Origin of the sequence: Streptomyces sp. NBC_01506 (assembly GCF_045040295.1) — a bacterium.
Classification (GTDB): domain Bacteria; phylum Actinomycetota; class Actinomycetes; order Streptomycetales; family Streptomycetaceae; genus Streptomyces.
Genome location: NZ_CP109422.1, coordinates 2733916 through 2751698, shown reverse-complemented (window position 1 = coordinate 2751698; position 17783 = coordinate 2733916). Strand labels below are relative to the sequence as shown.

General features: G+C 71.3%; 16 protein-coding genes. 6 read left to right on the top strand and 10 right to left on the bottom strand.

All coding sequences use genetic code 11. The annotated features are described in order from the left end of the window. Positions 1–82 precede the first annotated feature (82 nt). Complete coding sequence (locus OG329_RS11635; RefSeq protein ID WP_023538618.1) at positions 83–475, top strand: SCO5389 family protein; 393 nt, start codon at positions 83–85, stop codon at positions 473–475. 98 nt (positions 476–573) lie between these two features. Here the strand turns inward: OG329_RS11635 and OG329_RS11630 are convergent, their stop codons facing one another. Next, positions 574–1602 (bottom strand): LLM class flavin-dependent oxidoreductase, encoded by a 1029-nt coding sequence (locus OG329_RS11630; protein WP_405794657.1) that lies wholly within the window; start codon positions 1600–1602, stop codon positions 574–576. 211 nt (positions 1603–1813) lie between these two features. On the opposite strand from OG329_RS11630, the gene OG329_RS11625 reads away from it, so the two are divergent. Next, the gene (locus OG329_RS11625; protein ID WP_405794656.1) at positions 1814–2149 is read left to right on the top strand and encodes an ATP/GTP-binding protein; all 336 of its coding nucleotides are present in this window, start codon (positions 1814–1816) and stop codon (positions 2147–2149) included. A 27-nt stretch (positions 2150–2176) separates the two neighbouring features. Here the strand turns inward: OG329_RS11625 and OG329_RS11620 are convergent, their stop codons facing one another. The 7 genes from OG329_RS11620 to mce all read right to left on the bottom strand — a co-directional run bounded on the left by OG329_RS11620 (position 2177) and on the right by mce (position 11772). Then, positions 2177–3022 carry an ABC transporter permease subunit gene (locus OG329_RS11620; protein ID WP_405794655.1) on the bottom strand — a complete coding sequence of 282 codons (846 nt, stop codon included), beginning with the start codon at positions 3020–3022 and terminating at the stop codon, positions 2177–2179. Then, positions 3019–4275, bottom strand: coding sequence for an ABC transporter ATP-binding protein (locus tag OG329_RS11615; protein WP_405794653.1), 1257 nt, complete (start codon positions 4273–4275; stop codon positions 3019–3021). The genes OG329_RS11620 and OG329_RS11615 overlap by 4 nt, the downstream gene beginning before the upstream one ends. Before the next feature lie 154 nt (positions 4276–4429). Further along, entirely contained in the window at positions 4430–5209 is a 780-nt protein-coding gene (locus OG329_RS11610; RefSeq protein WP_405794651.1) for an ABC transporter permease subunit, read from the bottom strand. 3 nt (positions 5210–5212) lie between these two features. Further along, a complete protein-coding gene (locus OG329_RS11605) occupies positions 5213–6196 on the bottom strand; it encodes an ABC transporter ATP-binding protein (RefSeq protein WP_405794649.1) in 984 nt (327 codons plus the stop codon). Between the two features lie 133 nt (positions 6197–6329). Continuing rightward, entirely contained in the window at positions 6330–7265 is a 936-nt protein-coding gene (locus OG329_RS11600; RefSeq protein WP_405794648.1) for a cellulose-binding protein, read from the bottom strand. Between the two features lie 114 nt (positions 7266–7379). After that, complete coding sequence (scy, locus tag OG329_RS11595) at positions 7380–11123, bottom strand: polarized growth protein Scy (RefSeq protein WP_405794646.1); 3744 nt, start codon at positions 11121–11123, stop codon at positions 7380–7382. A 220-nt stretch (positions 11124–11343) separates the two neighbouring features. Continuing rightward, positions 11344–11772: a methylmalonyl-CoA epimerase gene (gene mce, locus OG329_RS11590; protein ID WP_405794645.1), complete on the bottom strand. Its 429-nt coding sequence runs from the start codon at positions 11770–11772 to the stop codon at positions 11344–11346. A gap of 140 nt (positions 11773–11912) precedes the next feature. On the opposite strand from mce, the gene OG329_RS11585 reads away from it, so the two are divergent. Together OG329_RS11585 and meaB are read left to right on the top strand one after the other, a co-directional pair. Further along, complete coding sequence (locus tag OG329_RS11585) at positions 11913–13115, top strand: acetyl-CoA C-acetyltransferase (RefSeq protein ID WP_405794643.1); 1203 nt, start codon at positions 11913–11915, stop codon at positions 13113–13115. Between the two features lie 41 nt (positions 13116–13156). Then, complete coding sequence (meaB, locus tag OG329_RS11580; protein WP_405794642.1) at positions 13157–14116, top strand: methylmalonyl Co-A mutase-associated GTPase MeaB; 960 nt, start codon at positions 13157–13159, stop codon at positions 14114–14116. Positions 14117–14205: 89 nt separating this feature from the next. Here meaB and OG329_RS11575 read toward each other — a convergent pair whose 3' ends face one another. Beyond that, positions 14206–14952 carry a PepSY domain-containing protein gene (locus OG329_RS11575; protein WP_405794640.1) on the bottom strand — a complete coding sequence of 249 codons (747 nt, stop codon included), beginning with the start codon at positions 14950–14952 and terminating at the stop codon, positions 14206–14208. Between the two features lie 115 nt (positions 14953–15067). On the opposite strand from OG329_RS11575, the gene OG329_RS11570 reads away from it, so the two are divergent. Then, a complete protein-coding gene (locus OG329_RS11570) occupies positions 15068–15730 on the top strand; it encodes a response regulator transcription factor (RefSeq protein WP_405794638.1) in 663 nt (220 codons plus the stop codon). Then, positions 15727–17322: a sensor histidine kinase gene (locus tag OG329_RS11565; protein ID WP_405794637.1), complete on the top strand. Its 1596-nt coding sequence runs from the start codon at positions 15727–15729 to the stop codon at positions 17320–17322. The genes OG329_RS11570 and OG329_RS11565 overlap by 4 nt, the downstream gene beginning before the upstream one ends. On the opposite strand, the gene OG329_RS11560 is transcribed toward OG329_RS11565, so the two are convergent. Then, complete coding sequence (locus tag OG329_RS11560) at positions 17272–17748, bottom strand: MarR family winged helix-turn-helix transcriptional regulator (protein ID WP_405794635.1); 477 nt, start codon at positions 17746–17748, stop codon at positions 17272–17274. The genes OG329_RS11565 and OG329_RS11560 overlap by 51 nt on opposite strands. Between the last annotated feature and the right edge of the window lie 35 nt (positions 17749–17783).

Sequence of the window (17783 nt, the reverse complement as noted above, 5' to 3'; positions counted from 1 at the left end):
GCCGACCGTGCACGCTGCGTCGTCGTCTCCCCCTTCCCTGCCCGTAAGGCCCCAATTTATCGGGGTCGCGAGAGGAGAACCCATGTCGCTCGACGTCTCACCGGCACTGTTGGAGCAGGCCGAGCGAGGCGAGGTCGACGAAGCGGAATTCGTCGACTGCGTCCGGACCTCCCTGCCCTTCGCGTGGGAGATGATCAGCTCCTTGGTGGCCCAGTTGAAGGTGGACGGCGGAGAGTTCGCCGACAACCAGACGCCGCCGCCGGACGAGCAGGCACGCGGTCAACTGCTGCGCGCACTCGCCAGTGACGCGATCCGCGGGGCGCTTCAGCGCCACTTCGGAGTGCGTCTGGCATTCCAGAACTGTCACCGGGTCGCGGTGTTCCCGCTGGACCCCTCGGTCGACGAGAGGCTCGCCCGCTTCACTTCCATCAGGGGGCAGTTGCTCAACCAGTCCCCGGAGCTCCGGGACTGCTGACGGCTTCGGTCCGTTGGCGGATTCCTGGGTCGACACAGGGATCCGCCCGACGGCCGTCGTGACGCCGCCGCGGTGGCCTCGTCCGCCGCGCCGCCGTCTCAGCACAGTCGCGGCAGCACCTCCGCCCCCATCCTCCGTACGTTCTCCTCCGTGGCCGCCAGGTCCCCGGAGCCCTCGACGAGCAGCGCGAAGCGCGTGATTCCGGTGCGTTCCGCCGTGGCCGCGAGACGGTCGGCGGCGAGCCGCGGGGACCCCACCGGATGCAGAGCGCACAGCAGTTCCGTGTACGCGACGGGATCACGCATGGACCTCGGCCTCCCGTCGACCGTCACATGCGCGTCGAGCCCCTGCCTGAGCCAGCCGGGCATGGCCTTCACCAGCGTCTCGGCCGCCTCCGTACGGCCGTCGGCGATCTGCGCCACTCCCGCGGACACATGCGCGGCGGCGTCGGCGTCGTCGGGCGTACGGCCGGCGGCGATGGCGTGCGTCCGCCACAGGGCCACCATCTCGGCCTTCTCCTCGTCCCCGCAGTGCATCCCGAGCAGCATCGGCAGTCCGCGCTCGGCCGCGAGCCGCACGCTCTTGGGGGATGTGCACGCGACGACCACCTCGGGCCCGCAGGCACCTTCGATGAGTTCGCCCGGACTGGGTACGACGGGGACCTCGCGGAAGCGGTAGCGCTCGCCGTCCGCCGACACCCGCGGCTCGCGGAGCCAGCGCAGCAGCAGATCGAGCGATTCGGGGAAGTCCCTTTCGTACGCCCGCAGTCCCGATCCGAAGACCTCCAGATCGACCCACGGCCCGCCCCGGCCCACGCCGAGCGAGAACCGTCCGCCGGAGAGCAGATGCAGCAGCGCCGCCTGCTCGCCGAGCGCCACCGGATGGATGTTCGGCAACACGCTGACCGCCGTACCCACCCGTAAACGCTGTGTGCGCCCCAGGAGCAGGCCGGCGAGTGTCACCGCCGACGGGCAGGTGCCGTACGGCACGAAGTGGTGCTCGGCCAGCCAGACCGAGTCCAGCCCGGATTCCTCCGCGACCTCCGCCGTACGCACAGCTCTGTGCAGTGCTTCCCCCTGGCCCTGGCCCGGGAACTGGGCCGCCAGTACAAAAGCTCCAACTCGCATCGCCTTCTGCCTCCTTGCGGCTGACGCGGCTCCCCCCTGTAGGCAATAACGTCTGACACGTGCCATAGGCACGGGCCCGGCGGAAGTTGTTGCGATTGTCCGCTAACTGCCCCGTCCGGGTGCCCACCGTCTCACGCCGTGCGGGCAGGGCACCGGGAGAGCGGCCCGTACGCTGGAGGGGAACCGTGCTGTCTGCCCCGTGAGGTGTCCCGTGTCCCCGCGCCGCAACCGCCCCCGAGGCGGCGAGACCCCGACCCCGACCGACCAGGCCGGTGAGGCGTCGGACCGGTACGGCGGGTTCCAGCGGACCGAGTCCTGGCAGGGCGAGCAGTGGGCGGTCCGGCAGGTCGCCGGGGCGAGCGCGGCGGGCAAGCGGTACCGCTGCCCCGGCTGCGACCAGGAGATCCCCTCGGGTGTGCCGCACGTGGTGGCGTGGCCGGAGTACGGGGGCGTGGACGACCGGCGGCACTGGCACAAGGCGTGCTGGAACGCGAAGGACCGCCGCACCTCGCGGGTGCAGCGGTCCCGTAACGCGCCGAAGTTCTGAGCCACAGCTCCCGGCCGTGGTTCGGCGCTACACGTCGCGCCGGTCCAGCGAGAAGAAGGCCAGGGCCATCACCACGGCCGTGGCGCCCGCCACGATGAACAGCGGCTCCCAGCCGGACGGCCCCGTCCCGGTCATCGAGGTGTCGTAGAGCACCGCGATCTGGCTCGGGATCGAGTACTCGAACAGGGCCTGCTGCACATCGACCAGCGACGACGAGAACATGAACATCGCCAGCACCAGCGGCAGCAGCACCACCCCGATCATGATGGTGATCGCCCCCGCCGAGTGCCGGATGATCGCGCCCACGGCCAGCGACATCAGGCCCAGCAGCGCCACGAAGAGGCCGACGCCGAGCGTGGCCCGTAGCCACTCCTCGCCGGTGGGCGCGCGACCACCCACCAGCGCGACCTGGATGGCGCCCACCAGGGCCGCCATCACCGTCGTGATCGTCAGGACGAGCAGGAAGAAGACGAGCGACTTCGCCGCCAGCACCCGGCCCCGGCTGGGGCAGGCGGTCAGAGTGGTGCGGATCATGCCCGTGCCGTACTCGGACGCGATCGTCAGCACGCCGAGGGTGATCACACAGATCGAGCCGAGCAGTACGCCGAAGAAGCCCAGCGGCAGCGCCGAGTCATTGCCGAGAGTGGTCTCCGAGAGGGATACGGCCCAGGCCGCGAGCGCTCCGATGCCCAGCATCAGGACGATCATGACGCCGAGCGTCCACATCGTCGAGCGGACGGAGCGGATCTTGGTCCACTCCGAGGCCAGCGCGTCGCCGAGGGTGGCCGGGCGGACCGGGATCGGCGAGGTGTACGACCCGAAGGGCTGCCCGCCCTGCCAGATCGGGGCCTGCTGCTCGTACGGCGCTGTCATCGCTCGTCCTCGGTGGTCTCGTCGGTCTTCGCGTCGCTCGCGTCGCTCGCGTCGCTCGCGCGGCCCGCGTCGCTCCCGCGCTTGGTCGGATCGGGCGCGGGCGAGGGCGAGGGCACGGCCGCCTTCGCGGCTACGGGCTCCGCCACGGGCGCGTCCGCCGGAGCCTCGGCGGGTGCCTGCGCGGCTGCCGGGGCGTCCTCCCGCGTGTACGGGTTCTGTCCGGGCGGCGGCGGTGGGTACCAGCCCTGCGTCGGCACCTCGGGCACCACCGGCGGCTGGTAGAGCTGACCGCCGTAGCCCGGCTGCTGCGGCGGCGCGAACCCCGCGAGCTGGTCGGCGGTCGAACGGAAGTCCACGGCGCTCTGCGTGAGGCGCATGTACGCCTCCTCCAGCGACGCCTGGTGCGGGGACAGCTCCCAGAGCCGTACGTCCGACTCGTGCGCCAGATCGCTGATACGGGGGAGCGGCAGCCCGGTGACCCGCAGCGCGCCGTCCGGCTCGGACAGCACCTGCCCGCCCGCCTCGCCGAGCGCGGCGACCAGCTTCTCGCGGGCCTCGGGATCGCTCTGCGCGGGGCGGACCCGCGCGAAGTCCGCCGAGTTGTGCGAGATGAAGTCCCTGACGCTCATGTCGGAGAGCAGTTGCCCGCGCCCGATCACGATCAGATGCTCGGCGGTGACGGCCATCTCGCTCATCAGGTGCGAGGAGACGAAGACCGTACGGCCCTCGGACGCCAACTGCTTCATCAGATTGCGGACCCAGAGGATGCCCTCGGGGTCGAGGCCGTTCACCGGCTCGTCGAACAGCAGCACCTGCGGGTCGCCGAGCAGCGCGGCGGCGATGCCGAGCCGCTGGCCCATACCGAGGGAGTAGCCGCTGGAACGGCGGCGCGCCACGTCCTGGAGGCCGACCACACCCAGCACCTCGTCGACCCGGGCCGCCGGGATGCCGGAGAGCTGCGCGAGCGACAGCAGATGGTTGCGCGCGCTGCGCCCGCCGTGCACCGCCTTGGCGTCGAGGAGCGCGCCGACCTGACGGGGGGCGTTGGGCAACTCCCGGAAGGGATGACCCCCGACCGTCACATGGCCGGCGGTCGGCCGGTCGAGGCCGAGGATCATACGCATCGTCGTGGACTTGCCGGAACCGTTGGGGCCCAGGAACCCGGTGACGGTACCGGGCCTCACCTGGAAGGAAAGGTTGTACACGGCCGTCTTGGCGCCGTAGCGCTTCGTCAGGCCGACTGCCTCGATCATTCTCCAGCCCCATCGACAGTTCAGTCTGGTGGTCGGGGCGGTGGCCTCATCGGACCGAAAGCCCCCGTAAGAGTTAGGAGGATATCCGGGCCTTGACGGTTCCGGCCAAGTCGTCGCGACGGATCGGCGGCAGTGGGCTCCCCTTGAAGAGGCGTTACGCGTCGCGCTTCTTCAGTACGAGGTAGCCGCCGATCAGCGCCGCGACGACCCACAGCGCCATGATCCCCATGCCGCCCCACGGGCTGTACGGAGCCTTCTCCGAGTTCAGCGCGTCGGGCACCACCTGCATGATCTTGGAGCCCGCCTGGTCGGGGAAGTACCGGGCGACGTTCTTCGCCTTCGGTACGGAGGCGAGGATCTGCGAGACGAGGAAGAAGAACGGCATCAGGATGCCGAGCGACAGCATCGAGCTGCGCAGCATCGTCGCGACACCCATCGAGAACAGCGCGATCAGCCCCATGTACAGACCGCTGCCGACGACCGCGCGCAGCACATGCGGCTCGCCGAGGGACGTCCCGTGGTCGCCGAGCACCCCCTGGCCGAGGAAGAACGCGACGAAGCCGGTGACGAACCCGACCCCCAGCGCCAGCGCCCCGGCGACCAGCAGCTTGCTGAAGAGGAACGTGCCCCGCTGCGGTACGGCGGCGAGCGAGGTGCGGATCATGCCCGAGCTGTACTCCGAGCCGACGACCAGGACACCGAAGACCACCATCGCCAACTGCCCCAGGATCATCCCGGAGAAGCTGACGAACGTCGGGTCGAAGGTGGCCCGCTCGGCGTCCGACAGATCGTTGAACGTGGAGCTGAACAGCGCCGACAGGGCGACACCCATGGCCACGGTGACGAGGAACGCGACGGCGAGGGTCCAGATCGTGGAGTTGACCGTACGGATCTTGGTCCACTCGGACTGGAGGACCGCTGGTACCGATGCCATGGGTCAGGCTCCCTTGCCCTGGTTGTCGCCCTGTCCCCACCGGGGACCGGGGTCCGCGGGGGCCGCCGGGGCCGTGCCGCCGCCGGAGTGCGCGTGGTACTCGACCGACTCGGCCGTCATCTGCATGAACGCCTCTTCCAGCGAGGCGCGTTGGCTGCTCAGCTCGTGCAGTACGAGACCGTGCCGGGCGGCCAGTTCGCCGACCTCCTCGGAGGTGGAGCCGTCGATCTCCAGCGCCCCGTCACTCGCCTCGGTGACGGTGAAGCCGCCCTCGTGGAGCGCGTCGCGGATCTGCTCGCGCTGCGGGGAGCGCAGCCGTACGAAACTGCGTGAGTTCTCCTGGATGAAGTCGGCCATCGAGGTGTTCGCGAGCAGCTTGCCCTGCCCGATCACGATCAAGTGCTCGGCGGTCAGGGCCATTTCACTCATCAGATGGCTGGAGACGAAGATCGTCCGGCCCTGGGACGCGAGGGTCTTCATCAGATTGCGGATCCAGTGGATGCCCTCGGGGTCCAGACCGTTCACCGGCTCGTCGAACATAAGGATCTCGGGATCACCGAGCAGCGCCGCCGCGATGCCCAGCCGCTGCCCCATGCCCAGCGAGAAGCCCTTCGACTTGTGCTTGGCCACGGCCGTCAGACCGACGGTGTCAAGGACCTCGCCGACCCGGCTCACCGGGATGCGGTTGCTCTGCGCCAGACACAGGAGGTTGTTGTACGCGCTGCGCCCGCCGTGCATGGACTTCGCGTCGAGCAGGGCGCCGATGTACTTCAGCGGCTCCTCCAGCTCGCGGTAGGGCTTCCCGTCGATGCGGACCGATCCGCCGGTCGGGATGTCCAGGTCGAGCATCATCCGCATGGTGGTCGACTTACCGGCTCCGTTGGGCCCCAGAAACCCCGTCACCACCCCGGGCCGGACCTGGAAGGAGAGCTGGTCGACCGCGATTTTCCGCCCGAAACGTTTGGTGAGCCCTTCGACCTCGATCATGCGGACAACCTAAGGGGACGCAAAGCCCCCCGCCACTTAGGTGGCGGGGGGCTTGCACGATCGTTACTCGCCGAACGGTGCCGTCCGTACTCGCCGAACGGTGCCGTCCGTGAGCCCTCCGTGAGCCGTAGGGCTAGCGCGACTGCTGCGCCGGGACCCCGCGCGAGATCGGCTCGTCCTCCGGCGTACCCGCCGCGGCGACGGCCGCGCCGGTCAGCGTGGCCAGCATCTCGCGGACGTTGGTGAGCTGCGCGTTGATCGAGTCGCGGCGGTTGGTGAGCGCCGCCAGCTCGCGCTCCGATTCGCTGCGGATCCGGTCGGCCTTGGCGTTCGCGTCGGCCACGATGTCCTCGGCCTGGCGCTGCGCGGTCTCCACCGTCTGACGGGCGCGGCGCTCCGCGTCCGTACGAAGCTTCTCCGCCTCCAGCCGAAGCTGCTCGGCGCGGTGCTCGATCTCCGCCAGGCGCTTCTCGGCCTTCGCCTGACGCGACGCCAGGTCACGCTCGGACTGCTCACGCCGCTTGGCGAGGTTCGTCTCGAAGTCCGCGGCGGCCTGGGCGGCCTTGGCGCGGGTCTCCTCGAAGAGAGCGTCCGCCTCCTCGCGCTTCTGCTGCGCGTCCTTCTGCGCCTCGGAGCGCAGCGTCGACGCCTCGCCCTTGGCCTTCTCGACGATACGGACGCCGTCGTCCTCGGCCTTCGCCTTGCGCTCGGCGGAGAACGCCTCGGCGTCGTTACGCACCTGCTGGGCCGCCGACTCGGCCAGCTCACGGTGCTGTTCGGCCGCGCGACGGGCCTCTTCACGCAGGTCCTTCGCCTCCTCCTCGGCGAGGCGGAGGATCTTCTCAACACGCGCTCCCAGGCCGGCGTACGACGGCTCGGCGTCGCTGACCTGGGCCTGAGCGTTCTGCGTCTCGAGGTGCAGCTCCTCGATGCGCTTTTCCAGTGCGGTGATCCGTGCGAGAGCGCTGTCACGGTCGGCGACGAGTTTGGTAATGCGGTCATCCACCTGACCGCGGTCGTAACCACGCCGCACGAGCTCGAAGCCGAATGGGGAGGAAGTGTCGCTCATGGGGTTCCTGTCGAATGAGACCGGTGAGGTGTTAGGGGGAATCCTAGGGGCCGAAGCGGCGTGTCATCGAGCAGATGCAGGTTTGATCTGGAGAATGTCCAGCCTTTTGGGTGGCTAACTGTCTGACGGCTTGCCACCCGAACGGGTAACACCCGCCGCGGCGCCCGCCTTGACGCTACCTCCGCCGGAGCCGCCACCCGTACCGCTCTTGCCGCTCGCGGCCGGAGTCTCGAAGGATTCGAGGGCTTCCAACACGTCCTGGACACGGGAGATCTCGGCCTGGATGTCCTCGCGCCTGCGTTGCTGGACGTCGAGTTCACGCCGGCCGTCCTCGACGGTCCGGGCCGCCCGCTCCTCGGCCTCGGCGAGCAACTTCGCACCCTGACGGGTCAGTTCGGCCTTCTTCTGCTCCGCTTCCTTCAGCAGACCCTCGGCCTTCCTCACCGCCGCGATCCGGACCTTGCTCGCTTCCGAACCGGCCTCGGCCACCAGCGACTTGGCCTTCTCCACGGCCTCCGCGTGCTGCTCGGTTGCCGCCTTGACCAGTTTGTCGACGCGTTCGCCCGCGTTCTTCATCTGCTCGGCCGTCTCGCGCCTTGCCCGGTCGTGCAGTTGGTCGATCTCGCCCTCGACCCGCGCCCGCAGCTCCTCGGTGCGCTCGCGGATGGCCGTGGCGTCGTTGCGCGCGCCGACCAGCAGCTCGTCCGCGTCCGTACGGGCCTTCTCCACCAGGGAGTTGCCCTCCACCGTGGCGTCCGCGTGGATGCGCGCCGCCTCGGAGCGCGCGGCGCCCACCATCGCGTCGGCCTGCGCCTCCGCCTCCGTGGTGGCGCGCAACGCCTCCTCGCGGGCCTTGTTGATGAGCTGGTCGGCCTGCTCGGCCGCGTCGCCCCGGCGCTTGGACGCGTTCGCCCGCGCGTCGTCCAGCAGCCGGTCCGACTCCGTGATCGCGTCGCTGACGGTCTGTTCGGCCGAGATCTCGGCGTCCGACTTGATCCGCTCGGCCTCCGCGCGCAGCCGTTCGGCCGCCCGCTGGGCCGAGTTGACGGTCTCGGCGGCCTCGGCGCGCATCCGCTCCGACTCGCTCGACGCCTCGCCGATGAGCCGGTCCGCCTGCCCCGCGGCGTCGCCCCGGATGCGGTTGGCGTCGTCGCGCGCCTCCTGGCGGGCACGGGCGGCGTCCTGCTCCGCGGCGGCCAGGGAGTCCGACGCCTCGGTCCGCACCCGCTGCGCGTACTCGGAACTCTCCGCCCGCAGCCGCTCCGCCTCGGTGGCCGCCTCGCTCACGGTGCGCTCGGCGAGGCTCCGGGCCGCGTCGGTCTCCTCCTGGGCGCGCGCCCGCAGCCGCGCCACGTCCTCGGCGGCGCGCTCGCGCTCCGCGTACGCGTCGGAGCGGACCCGGTCCGCCTCCTCCTGCGCCTCGGAGCGTGTCCGCTCGGCGGCGTGCTCGGCCGCCGAGCGCAGTCCGGCGATCTCCTGCTCGGCCTGGTCGTGCAGCCCGGCGACCGCGTCGCGTACCTGCTGCGCCGTCTGCTCGGCGGCCGACACCATCTCCGTGGCGCGGAAATCGGCCTCCTCGACCAGCCGCGCCGCCTCGGTCTGCGCCTCGTCGACCCGCTTACGGGCCGAGGCCAGCAGATCCTCGCTCTGCTCGCGGGCCCGCTCGCGCTCCTGGTCCGCCTCCGTACGGGCGGCGGTCAGCAGCTCCTCCGCCTCACGGCGGCGGCGGGTCGCCTCCTCCCGCGCGGCGTCCAGCGCCTCGGCGGCCTCGGTCCCCACCCGCTCGGCCGCGGCGGCGGCCTCGGAGCGCAGCCGGTCGGCGCTCTCCTGGGCCTCGGACTTGATCCGCTCGGCCTCCTGGGCGGCCTCGTCGCGCAGCCGTACGGCCGCCGACTCGCCCTCCGCGCGGGACTGCGCGGCGTCCCCGGACGCCTCCGTACGCAGCCGCTCGGCCTCCTGCTCGGCCTGGGCCTGGAGCGTACGCAGCCGCTCGGCGGCCTCCGCGCGCAGCCGCTCCGTCTCCTCGGCGGCCTCCCGGCGGATCCGCTCGCTCTCGGCGCGCGCGTCGGTCAGCGCCGACTCGGCGCCGTTCAGGCGTTGTTCGGCCTCGGTGTGCAGCCTGGTCAGCTCGTCGGACGCCTCGTCCTTACGGGCCTCGACACCGCGCTCGGTCTCCTCGCGCAGCTCGACCGCGGCCTGCTCGGCGGCGGCCTTCACCGCCTCGGCCTGCTCCTCGCCCTCGGCGCGCAGCCGGTCCGCCTCCGCGCGGGTGCGCTCCAGGGTCTCCTCGGCCTGCTTGCGCAGCGTCGTCGCGCGCTCGATGGCCTCCGTACGGACGCGCTCGCTGTCCGTGGACGCGGTGGCACGCAGCTCGTCGGCGTCCGCGCGGGCCTTGGTCAGCAGCTCCTCGGCGGTGCTGGCCGCCTCCTCGATCTGCTGGACGGCCTCCCGGCGCGCCTCGCCGCGGATGCGCTCGCCCTCGGCGACGGCCTCCGAGCGCAGCGTCTCGGCCTCGCCGCGCAGCCGGCGGGCCTCCTCCTGGAGCTCGACCGTCTTGGCGCGGTACTCCTTGGTGTCGTCCTTGGCCGCGCCCTTCAACTGGTCGGCCTGCTCGGCCGCCTCGCCGCGCAGCCGGTCCGCCTCCGCCTCGGCCTCGCGGCGGATGCGGTCGGCCTCCTCGCTCGCGGCGCGGGTGGTGGCCCTGGCGTCGTCGGAGGCCTTGGTGAGGACTTCCTCGGCGGTACGGGCGGCCTTGGCCAACTGGGCGGCGGAATCCTCCGCGGCGGCCGTACGCGCCTTCTCGGCCGCCTCCGCGACCATCTTCTCGGACTCGGCACGGGCGTCGGCGAACGCCTGCTCGGCCTCCGCCTTCAGCGCCTCCGACTCCTTCGTGGCCTCGCCGACGAGCCGGGCGATCTCGGACTTGGCGGTACGGGTGCGCTGCTCGTACTGGGTCTCGGCGCCGGCCAGCCGCTTGACCGCGGCCTCCTTGGCCTCGGTGAGAAGCTTCTCCGACTCGGCGCGGGCCTCGCGCAGCCGCTCGTCCGCCTCCTGTATGCGCGCTTCGGCCGACCGGCTCAGCTCGCCCGCCTGCTGGCGCGCCTGGTCGGACTCGGCCGTCGTCGTCGTACGCAACTGCTCGGCGTGGCTGGTGGCCTCCTGCGCCTGCGTGGACGCGGCGTTGAGCAGCCGCTCGGCGTCCTTGCGGGCGCGCTGGAGGATCGCCTCGGCCTCGGCACGGGAGGTCTCGGACTCGGCGCCGAGCCGGCGGCGGGCCTCCTCGGCGACGCGGGTGGCCTCCGCGCGGGCGGCGGCCAGGGACTTCTCGGCCTCGGCGCGAGACTCGTCCAGCAGCCTGCGGGCCTGCGTCTCCGTACGGCCGCGCAACTGCTCGGCCCAGGCGACGTTCTCGTTCACATGCGATTCGACGGTCTGGCGGCGCTCGGCCAGCTCCTGGTCGAGGCGCTGGCGGCGCTGCACGGCCTCGGCGTGCAGCTCGGCCTGGAGCCTGGCCTGGTGCTCGGCGTGCTCCTGGAGGATGCGCTGTGTCTGGGCGCGGGCGTCGCGCAGCTCGCGTTCGGCGTCGGTACGGAGCTGATCGGCCTGGATCTGCGCGTTGCGGAGCATCTGCTCGGCCTGGTAGCCGATGTCGGCGTTGTCGTAGGAGGAGGGCCGGGACGCGAGGTTGCGGCGCGCCTCGTGCAGTTTCGCGCGCAGTACCTCGACCTGGTAACCGAGGTCCTCGGCGTGCTGGACGGCCTTCTCCCGCGCGGTCTTCAGCCGATCCATCTCGGCTTCGAACCGCGAAAGGTGGTCGTCGTCAGCTCGGTGGCTCTCCTGGCGTTCGTAGCCCCGCACTGCGCGGTCCCATCCGTCCCCTGGTCGCAACTCTGGCAACTCCGCATTCGACACCGCCCGACGGGCGGACGGCCCCCGGGGAATGGTGACAGATCATCGGCCGAGGCGCCGCCCCGACCCGGTCCCGGCCCGGAGCGGCCCACTCTACCGGGCCGGGAATCGTTCGGGTCAGTGCTCCTGGACAGTGGAACCGCGCACGAACCGGGGCTTCACGGCCGAATCAGGGCTTCGCGGCCGAGGTGACCAGCTCGGTGAGGACCCCGTGGCAGTCCTTGGGGTGGAGGAAGGTGATGCGCGAGCCCATGGAGCCGTTGCGCGGCTCGTCGTACAGGACCCGGACGCCCTTCTCCCGGACCGCCCGCGCGTCGCCGTCGACGTCGGCGGTGCCGAAGGCGATGTGGTGGACCCCCTCGCCGTTCTTGGCCAGCCACTTGCCCACGGCCGAGTCCTCGCGGATCGGTTCGAGCAGTTGGAGGTAGGAGGCCCCGCCGTCCGAGGTCTCGTTGATCTTGAGCATGGCCTCCCGTACGCCCTGTTCCTCGTTGACCTCGGTGTGGAACACCTCGAAGCCGTAGGTGGCCCGGTAGAACTCGACGGTGGCATCGAGGTCGTGGCAGGCGATTCCGATGTGGTCGATTCGCGTCAGCATGCGCCCAGTGCAGCGCCAACCGTCCGGTTACGCAACGTGCGCGCTGTCACACTCGTTGCCAGGTGACCCGGGACCTGTGTGGTCAGTACATTTGGTGAACCCTCGTTAACCCCCAATCGTCAGGCAAAGGGGTTCCACTCATGCCGGATTCGAGCATCACCACTTCCGTCATCGTCGCAGGTGCGCGTACGCCCATGGGCAGGCTGCTGGGATCGCTGAAGTCGTTCTCGGGAGCCGACCTCGGCGGCTTCGCCATCAAGGCCGCGCTGGAGCGGGCCGGCGTCAGCGGTGAGCAGGTGCAGTACGTGATCATGGGGCAGGTGCTCCAGGCCGGGGCCGGGCAGATCCCCGCCCGCCAGGCGGCGGTCAAGGCCGGTATCCCGATGGACGTCCCCGCGCTCACGATCAACAAGGTCTGTCTCTCCGGCCTCGACGCGATCGCGCTGGCCGACCAGTTGATCCGCGCGGGCGAGTTCGACATCGTGGTCGCCGGCGGCCAGGAGTCCATGACCAACGCGCCGCATCTGCTGCCGAAGTCCCGCGAGGGCTACAAGTACGGCGCGATCGAGATGCTGGACGCGATGGCGTACGACGGTCTGACCGACCCGTTCGAGTCCATCGCCATGGGCGCCTCCACGGAGAAGCACAACACCAGGCTGGGGATCGCCAGGCCCGAGCAGGACGAGGTCGCGGCACGCTCCCACCAGCGGGCCGCCGCCGCGCAGAAGAACGGCCTCTTCGCCGCCGAGATCACCCCCGTCGAGATCCCGCAGCGCAAGGGCGACCCGGTGGTCTTCGACCGCGACGAGGGCATCCGCGCGGACACCACCGCCGAGTCGCTGGCCACGCTGCGGCCCGCCTTCGCCAAGGACGGCACGATCACGGCGGGCTCCTCGTCGCAGATCTCCGACGGCGCGGCGGCCGTCGTGGTCATGAGCAAGGCCAAGGCGCTGGAGCTGGGCCTGGAGTGGATCGCGGAGATCGGCGCGCACGGCAATGTGGCGGGCCCGGACAACTCGCTCCAGTCGCAGCCCGCGAACGCGATCAGGCACGCCCTGAAGAAGGAGGGCATCGCCGTCGAGGACCTGGATCTGATCGAGATGAACGAGGCGTTCGCCGCCGTCGCGGTCCAGTCGACCAACGAGCTGGGCGTGTCGCCTGAAAGGGTGAACGTGAACGGCGGCGCCATCGCGCTCGGCCACCCGATCGGCATGTCCGGCGCCCGGCTGGTGCTGCACCTGGCACTCGAACTGGGGCGGCGCGGCGGCGGAGTCGGCGCGGCGGCGCTGTGCGGCGGCGGCGGGCAGGGCGACGCGCTGATCGTGCGGGTGCCGAAGGCGTAGGTCCGGATTTCCCCCAGCGACAGGAACGGAGCGCGGTACGGATGACGGTGGACGTCCCCCAACTGGTGGCCCAGGCACGGGAGGGCCGGCCCCGGGCCGTGGCCCGGCTGATCTCGCTGGTCGAAGGGGCGTCACCGCAGTTGCGCGAGGTGATGGCCGCGCTGGCGCCGCTGGCCGGCGGCGCGTACGTCATCGGGCTCACCGGGTCGCCCGGTGTCGGCAAGTCGACAACGACGTCCGCGCTGGTGTCCGCGTACCGCAAGGCGGGCAAGCGCGTCGGTGTCCTGGCCGTCGACCCGTCGTCCCCCTTCTCCGGCGGGGCGCTGCTGGGGGACCGGGTCCGGATGTCCGACCACGCGTCGGACCCCGGCGTCTACATCCGCTCCATGGCCACCCGGGGCCATCTCGGCGGGCTCGCCTGGTCGGCGCCGCAGGCGGTACGGGTGCTGGACGCGGCCGGCTGTGACGTGATCCTGGTGGAGACCGTGGGGGTCGGGCAGTCGGAGGTGGAGATCGCCTCGCAGGCCGACACCTCGGTGGTGCTGCTCGCGCCCGGTATGGGGGACGGCATCCAGGCGGCCAAGGCCGGGATCCTGGAGATCGGTGACATCTACGTCGTCAACAAGGCGGACCGGGACGGCGCCGACGCGACGGCGCGCGAGCTGAACCACATGCTCGGACTCGGCGAGGCGCGCGGCCCCGGCGACTGGCGCCCGCCGATCGTCAAGACGGTGGCGGCGCGGGGCGAGGGCATCGAGGAGTTCGTGGAAGCGCTGGACAGACACCGCGCGTGGCTGGAGAAGCACGACGTCCTCGCCGAACGGCGGGCCCGGCGCGCCGCCCGCGAGGTGGAGACCATCGCCGTCACCGCGCTGCGCGAACGCATCGACGACCTGCGCGGCGACCGGCGCCTGGGGGCGCTGGCGCGGCGGATCGTCGCGGGCGAACTGGACCCGTACGCGGCGGCGGACGAACTGGTGGCGGGGCTGACGGGCGGGTAGCCACGGGGCGGGCGTGCGAGTGCCGGTGGCAGAGGAGGGGGATGTTCCTCTGCCACCGGCTGCTCCGCCGACGCATTGAGCGCGAGGCGTCAGTCGTCGTCGCCGTCGTCGTCACCGCGGTCGTCCCGGCCGTCGTCGTCCCGCCCGTTGTCGTCGCTGTCGTCGTCGCTGTCCGCCGCCACCGTGCCGGAGGACATGGCGACCTTCACCTCGTGCGAACGGCCGTCGCTGCCGCGCACCGTCACCTCCCAGTGGTTGGCCTTGCCGTCGTCGTCGTCCGAGTCGACCGACGTCACGGTGCCGGGGTGCTTCTTCAGCGCGGCGGCGGCCGCCTCCCGGGCGTCGACCTTGGCGCCGCGCACCGCGGTGCCCTCGTCCCGGTCGTCGCCGTCGTCGTCACTGTCGTCGTCGTTGTCCGCGCGGACCGCACCGGTCGCGGCGTCGACCCGCAGCTCGTACCACTTGCCGTCCTGGCCGATGATGTCGACCTCCCAGTGGGAGCCGGCGGACGAGCTGTCGTCGTCACCGTCGTCGTCCAGCTCGACGGACTCCACCGTGCCCGGGTGCTGCTCGAGCGCCGCCGCCGCGACCTGGTCCACGGTGAGCTTCGAGCCCGCCGCCGAACCCGCCCCCGAGGTGTCGTCCTTGCCGTTGCCGTCGTTGCGGTCGTCGTCGTCCCCGTCGTCCCCGTCGTCGTTCACCAGCGACGCCGAGGAGACCGACTTCGGCGCGGCCTCCCCGCCGCTGTCGGTGGCACCCATGGCGACCGCGGTGTACGTACCGCCGCCGACCAGAGCCGCGGCGGCGATACCGGCGATGACAAGATTGCGCTTCATGAGGGGGTCCTCCCGTTGGGCCGTTTTCGCTTGACCTCAATCTGGCTGACGGAAGCTGAAGGCAGCCTGAAGTCACCTGAAGCGATCTTCAGGTTCGTTTTGGGAGGCTGTGCGCATGCGCCTGTTGATAGTTGAGGACGAGAAGCGGCTCGCGGTGTCGCTCGCCAAGGGCCTGCGGGCCGAGGGCTTCGCCGTGGACGTCGTGCACGACGGCCTCGAAGGGCTGCATCTGGCCGGAGAGGGCGCGTACGACCTGATCGTGCTCGACATCATGCTGCCCGGCATGAACGGCTACCGCGTCTGCGCCGCCCTGCGCGCCGCCGGCAACGACGTACCGATCCTGATGCTGACGGCCAAGGACGGCGAGTACGACGAGGCCGAGGGGCTGGACACCGGCGCCGACGACTATCTGACCAAGCCGTTCTCGTACGTCGTGCTCGTCGCCCGCGTCAAGGCGCTGCTGCGCCGCCGGGGTTCCGCCGGAGCCTCGCCCGTCCTGCGCGTCGGCACCCTCAGCGTCGACACCGCGACCCGCCGCGTCCATCGCGGGGACGCCGAGATCACGCTCACCGCCAAGGAGTTCGCGGTCCTGGAACAGCTCGCGACGCGGGCCGGGCAGGTCGTCGGCAAGCCGGAGATCCTGGAGCACGTCTGGGACTTCGCCTACGACGGCGACCCCAACATCATCGAGGTCTACATCAGCGCGCTGCGCCGCAAGCTCGGTGCCACCACGATCCAGACGGTGCGCGGCGCCGGTTACCGGCTGGTGGGCGTATGAGACGCCCCTTCTCCTCCGTACGGTCGCGGACCGCGCTCGCCGCGACCGCCGTGGTGGCCGTGGCGCTGGTGGCCGCCGCGTTCGCCCTGCTGTTCGCCCTGCGCGCCAACCTGACCAACCAGGCGCAGGGGCAGGCCGACCAGTCGTCGCACGAGGTCGCCCAGCAGCTCGCGAACCTTACTTCCCTGGGTGACCTTGAACTGCCGGACAGCGCGGATCATCCGGTCCAGGTGACGGACGCGAAGGGGAAGCTGCTGGCCGCCGGCGAGGACATGCAGAAGATCACCGGTACGGGGGTGGCCGCCGTACGGCCCGCGTCAGCCCCGCCGACGACGACGCCGGCCCCCACCCGGACCCCCACCCCGTCGCCCGCACCGACCGGCGACGACGACGATGACGACAGCGGTGGTGACGACGACAGCGGGGACGACCAGGACGACGACAGCCAGACCCCGGGCGACCCGGCCGCCGGGACCGTCTCCTCGCCCAAGGGCCACACCGACGGAAGCGTGACCGTCGACGGCAAGACCGTGGACTACCGCTTCTCCGTGCGCGAGGTCACCGATCTCGCCGGCGGCCCCTATCTGGTCCACGCGGGCGCCTCGCTCCAACCGCAGCAGAGCGCCGTCCGCGCGACCACGGTCGCGATGGTCATCGGCGTGCCCGCCCTGCTGGTCGTCGTCGGCGGGGTGACCTGGCTGGTCACCCGGCGCGCGCTGAAGCCCGTGGAGGGCATCCGGCGCGAGATGGCCGCCATCACCGCCTCCGAGGACCTGAGCAGACGGGTGCCCGAGCCGAGCACCCACGACGAGGTCGCCAAGCTGGCCCGTACGACCAACGAGACGCTGACCGCGCTCGAAGCCTCCGTCGAGCGCCAGCGGCGCTTCGTCGCCGACGCCTCGCACGAGCTGCGCAGTCCCATCGCCTCGCTCCGTACGCAGCTCGAAGTGGGCGAGGCGCACCCGGAGTTGCTGGACGTGCCGGGCGCGGTGGCCGACACCGTACGGCTCCAGCAACTCGCCGCCGACCTGCTGCTGCTGGCCCGTCTCGACGCGGGGGAGCAGGCGGGGCGTAAGCGGCTGGATCTGGTCGCGCTGGTACGTGAGGAGGTCTCGCAGCGGTCGGCGGACCGGATCCCGGTGCTGGCGGACGTCCGGGGCAGCGCCGAAGTGGCGGGCTCACGCGGCCAGTTGGCGCGGGTGCTCGGCAATCTGCTGGACAACGCGCAGCGCCACGCGGCGGGCGAGATCCGGGCGACGGTGCGACGGGAGGGCGGTCAGGTGGTGCTCGCGGTGTCCGACGACGGGGCGGGGGTGCCTCAGGCGGAGCGGGAGCGGATCTTCGAGCGGTTCGTACGGCTCGACGACGCCCGCAGCAGGGACGACGGCGGCGCCGGTCTTGGCCTCGCGATCGCCCGCGACGTGGCACACCGGCACGGCGGCACGCTGGACGTCGGCCGCGGGGAGGCGGGCGGCGCGCTGTTCGAGCTGCGCCTGCCCGCCGCCGGCCGGGACCCGCGACGGCCGGTCCCCACCGGTGCGTCAGCTCTTGGCGCGGTGCCCGCGCAGATGCTCGGCGACCGGCGTGAGTGACCGGCTCAGCGCGGCGAGGGCTTCGGGCGGCAGGAGGTCGAAGAAATGCTTCCGTACGGAGGCGACGTGGTGCGGAGCGACCTTCTGCATCGTCTCCATGCCCTCATCGGTGAGGACGGCGAAGAGACCACGGCGGTCCGACTCGCAGTTCTCGCGGCGGACCAGCCCGGCGGTCTCCAGCCGGGTGATCTGGTGCGAGAGACGGCTCTTGGACTGAAGCGTGGCGGCGGCGAGGTCACTCATCCGCAGGCGTCTGTCCTCGGCCTCGGAGAGGTTGACCAGGATCTCGTAGTCGTTGTTGGTCAGCCCGAACGGCTGGAGGTCCTTCTCCAACTGGTGCATCAGCAGTCTGCTGACATCCAGATGGGTGCGCCAGGTGCACTGCTCCGCGTCACTCAGCCAGCGGGTGGCCGTCTCGGTCTCCATGTATGAATTCTACCTAAGATGTTGAAAATTGGACG

Coding starts and splice junctions, on each gene's coding strand:
- OG329_RS11635 (WP_023538618.1), top strand. CDS start 83: ATGTCGCTCGACGTCTCACCGGCACTGTTGGAGCAGGCCGAGCGAGGC.
- OG329_RS11630 (WP_405794657.1), bottom strand. CDS start 1,602: ATGCGAGTTGGAGCTTTTGTACTGGCGGCCCAGTTCCCGGGCCAGGGC.
- OG329_RS11620 (WP_405794655.1), bottom strand. CDS start 3,022: ATGACAGCGCCGTACGAGCAGCAGGCCCCGATCTGGCAGGGCGGGCAG.
- OG329_RS11615 (WP_405794653.1), bottom strand. CDS start 4,275: ATGATCGAGGCAGTCGGCCTGACGAAGCGCTACGGCGCCAAGACGGCC.
- OG329_RS11610 (WP_405794651.1), bottom strand. CDS start 5,209: ATGGCATCGGTACCAGCGGTCCTCCAGTCCGAGTGGACCAAGATCCGT.
- OG329_RS11605 (WP_405794649.1), bottom strand. CDS start 6,196: ATGATCGAGGTCGAAGGGCTCACCAAACGTTTCGGGCGGAAAATCGCG.
- OG329_RS11600 (WP_405794648.1), bottom strand. CDS start 7,265: ATGAGCGACACTTCCTCCCCATTCGGCTTCGAGCTCGTGCGGCGTGGT.
- mce (WP_405794645.1), bottom strand. CDS start 11,772: ATGCTGACGCGAATCGACCACATCGGAATCGCCTGCCACGACCTCGAT.
- OG329_RS11585 (WP_405794643.1), top strand. CDS start 11,913: ATGCCGGATTCGAGCATCACCACTTCCGTCATCGTCGCAGGTGCGCGT.
- meaB (WP_405794642.1), top strand. CDS start 13,157: ATGACGGTGGACGTCCCCCAACTGGTGGCCCAGGCACGGGAGGGCCGG.
- OG329_RS11575 (WP_405794640.1), bottom strand. CDS start 14,952: ATGAAGCGCAATCTTGTCATCGCCGGTATCGCCGCCGCGGCTCTGGTC.
- OG329_RS11570 (WP_405794638.1), top strand. CDS start 15,068: ATGCGCCTGTTGATAGTTGAGGACGAGAAGCGGCTCGCGGTGTCGCTC.
- OG329_RS11565 (WP_405794637.1), top strand. CDS start 15,727: ATGAGACGCCCCTTCTCCTCCGTACGGTCGCGGACCGCGCTCGCCGCG.
- OG329_RS11560 (WP_405794635.1), bottom strand. CDS start 17,748: ATGGAGACCGAGACGGCCACCCGCTGGCTGAGTGACGCGGAGCAGTGC.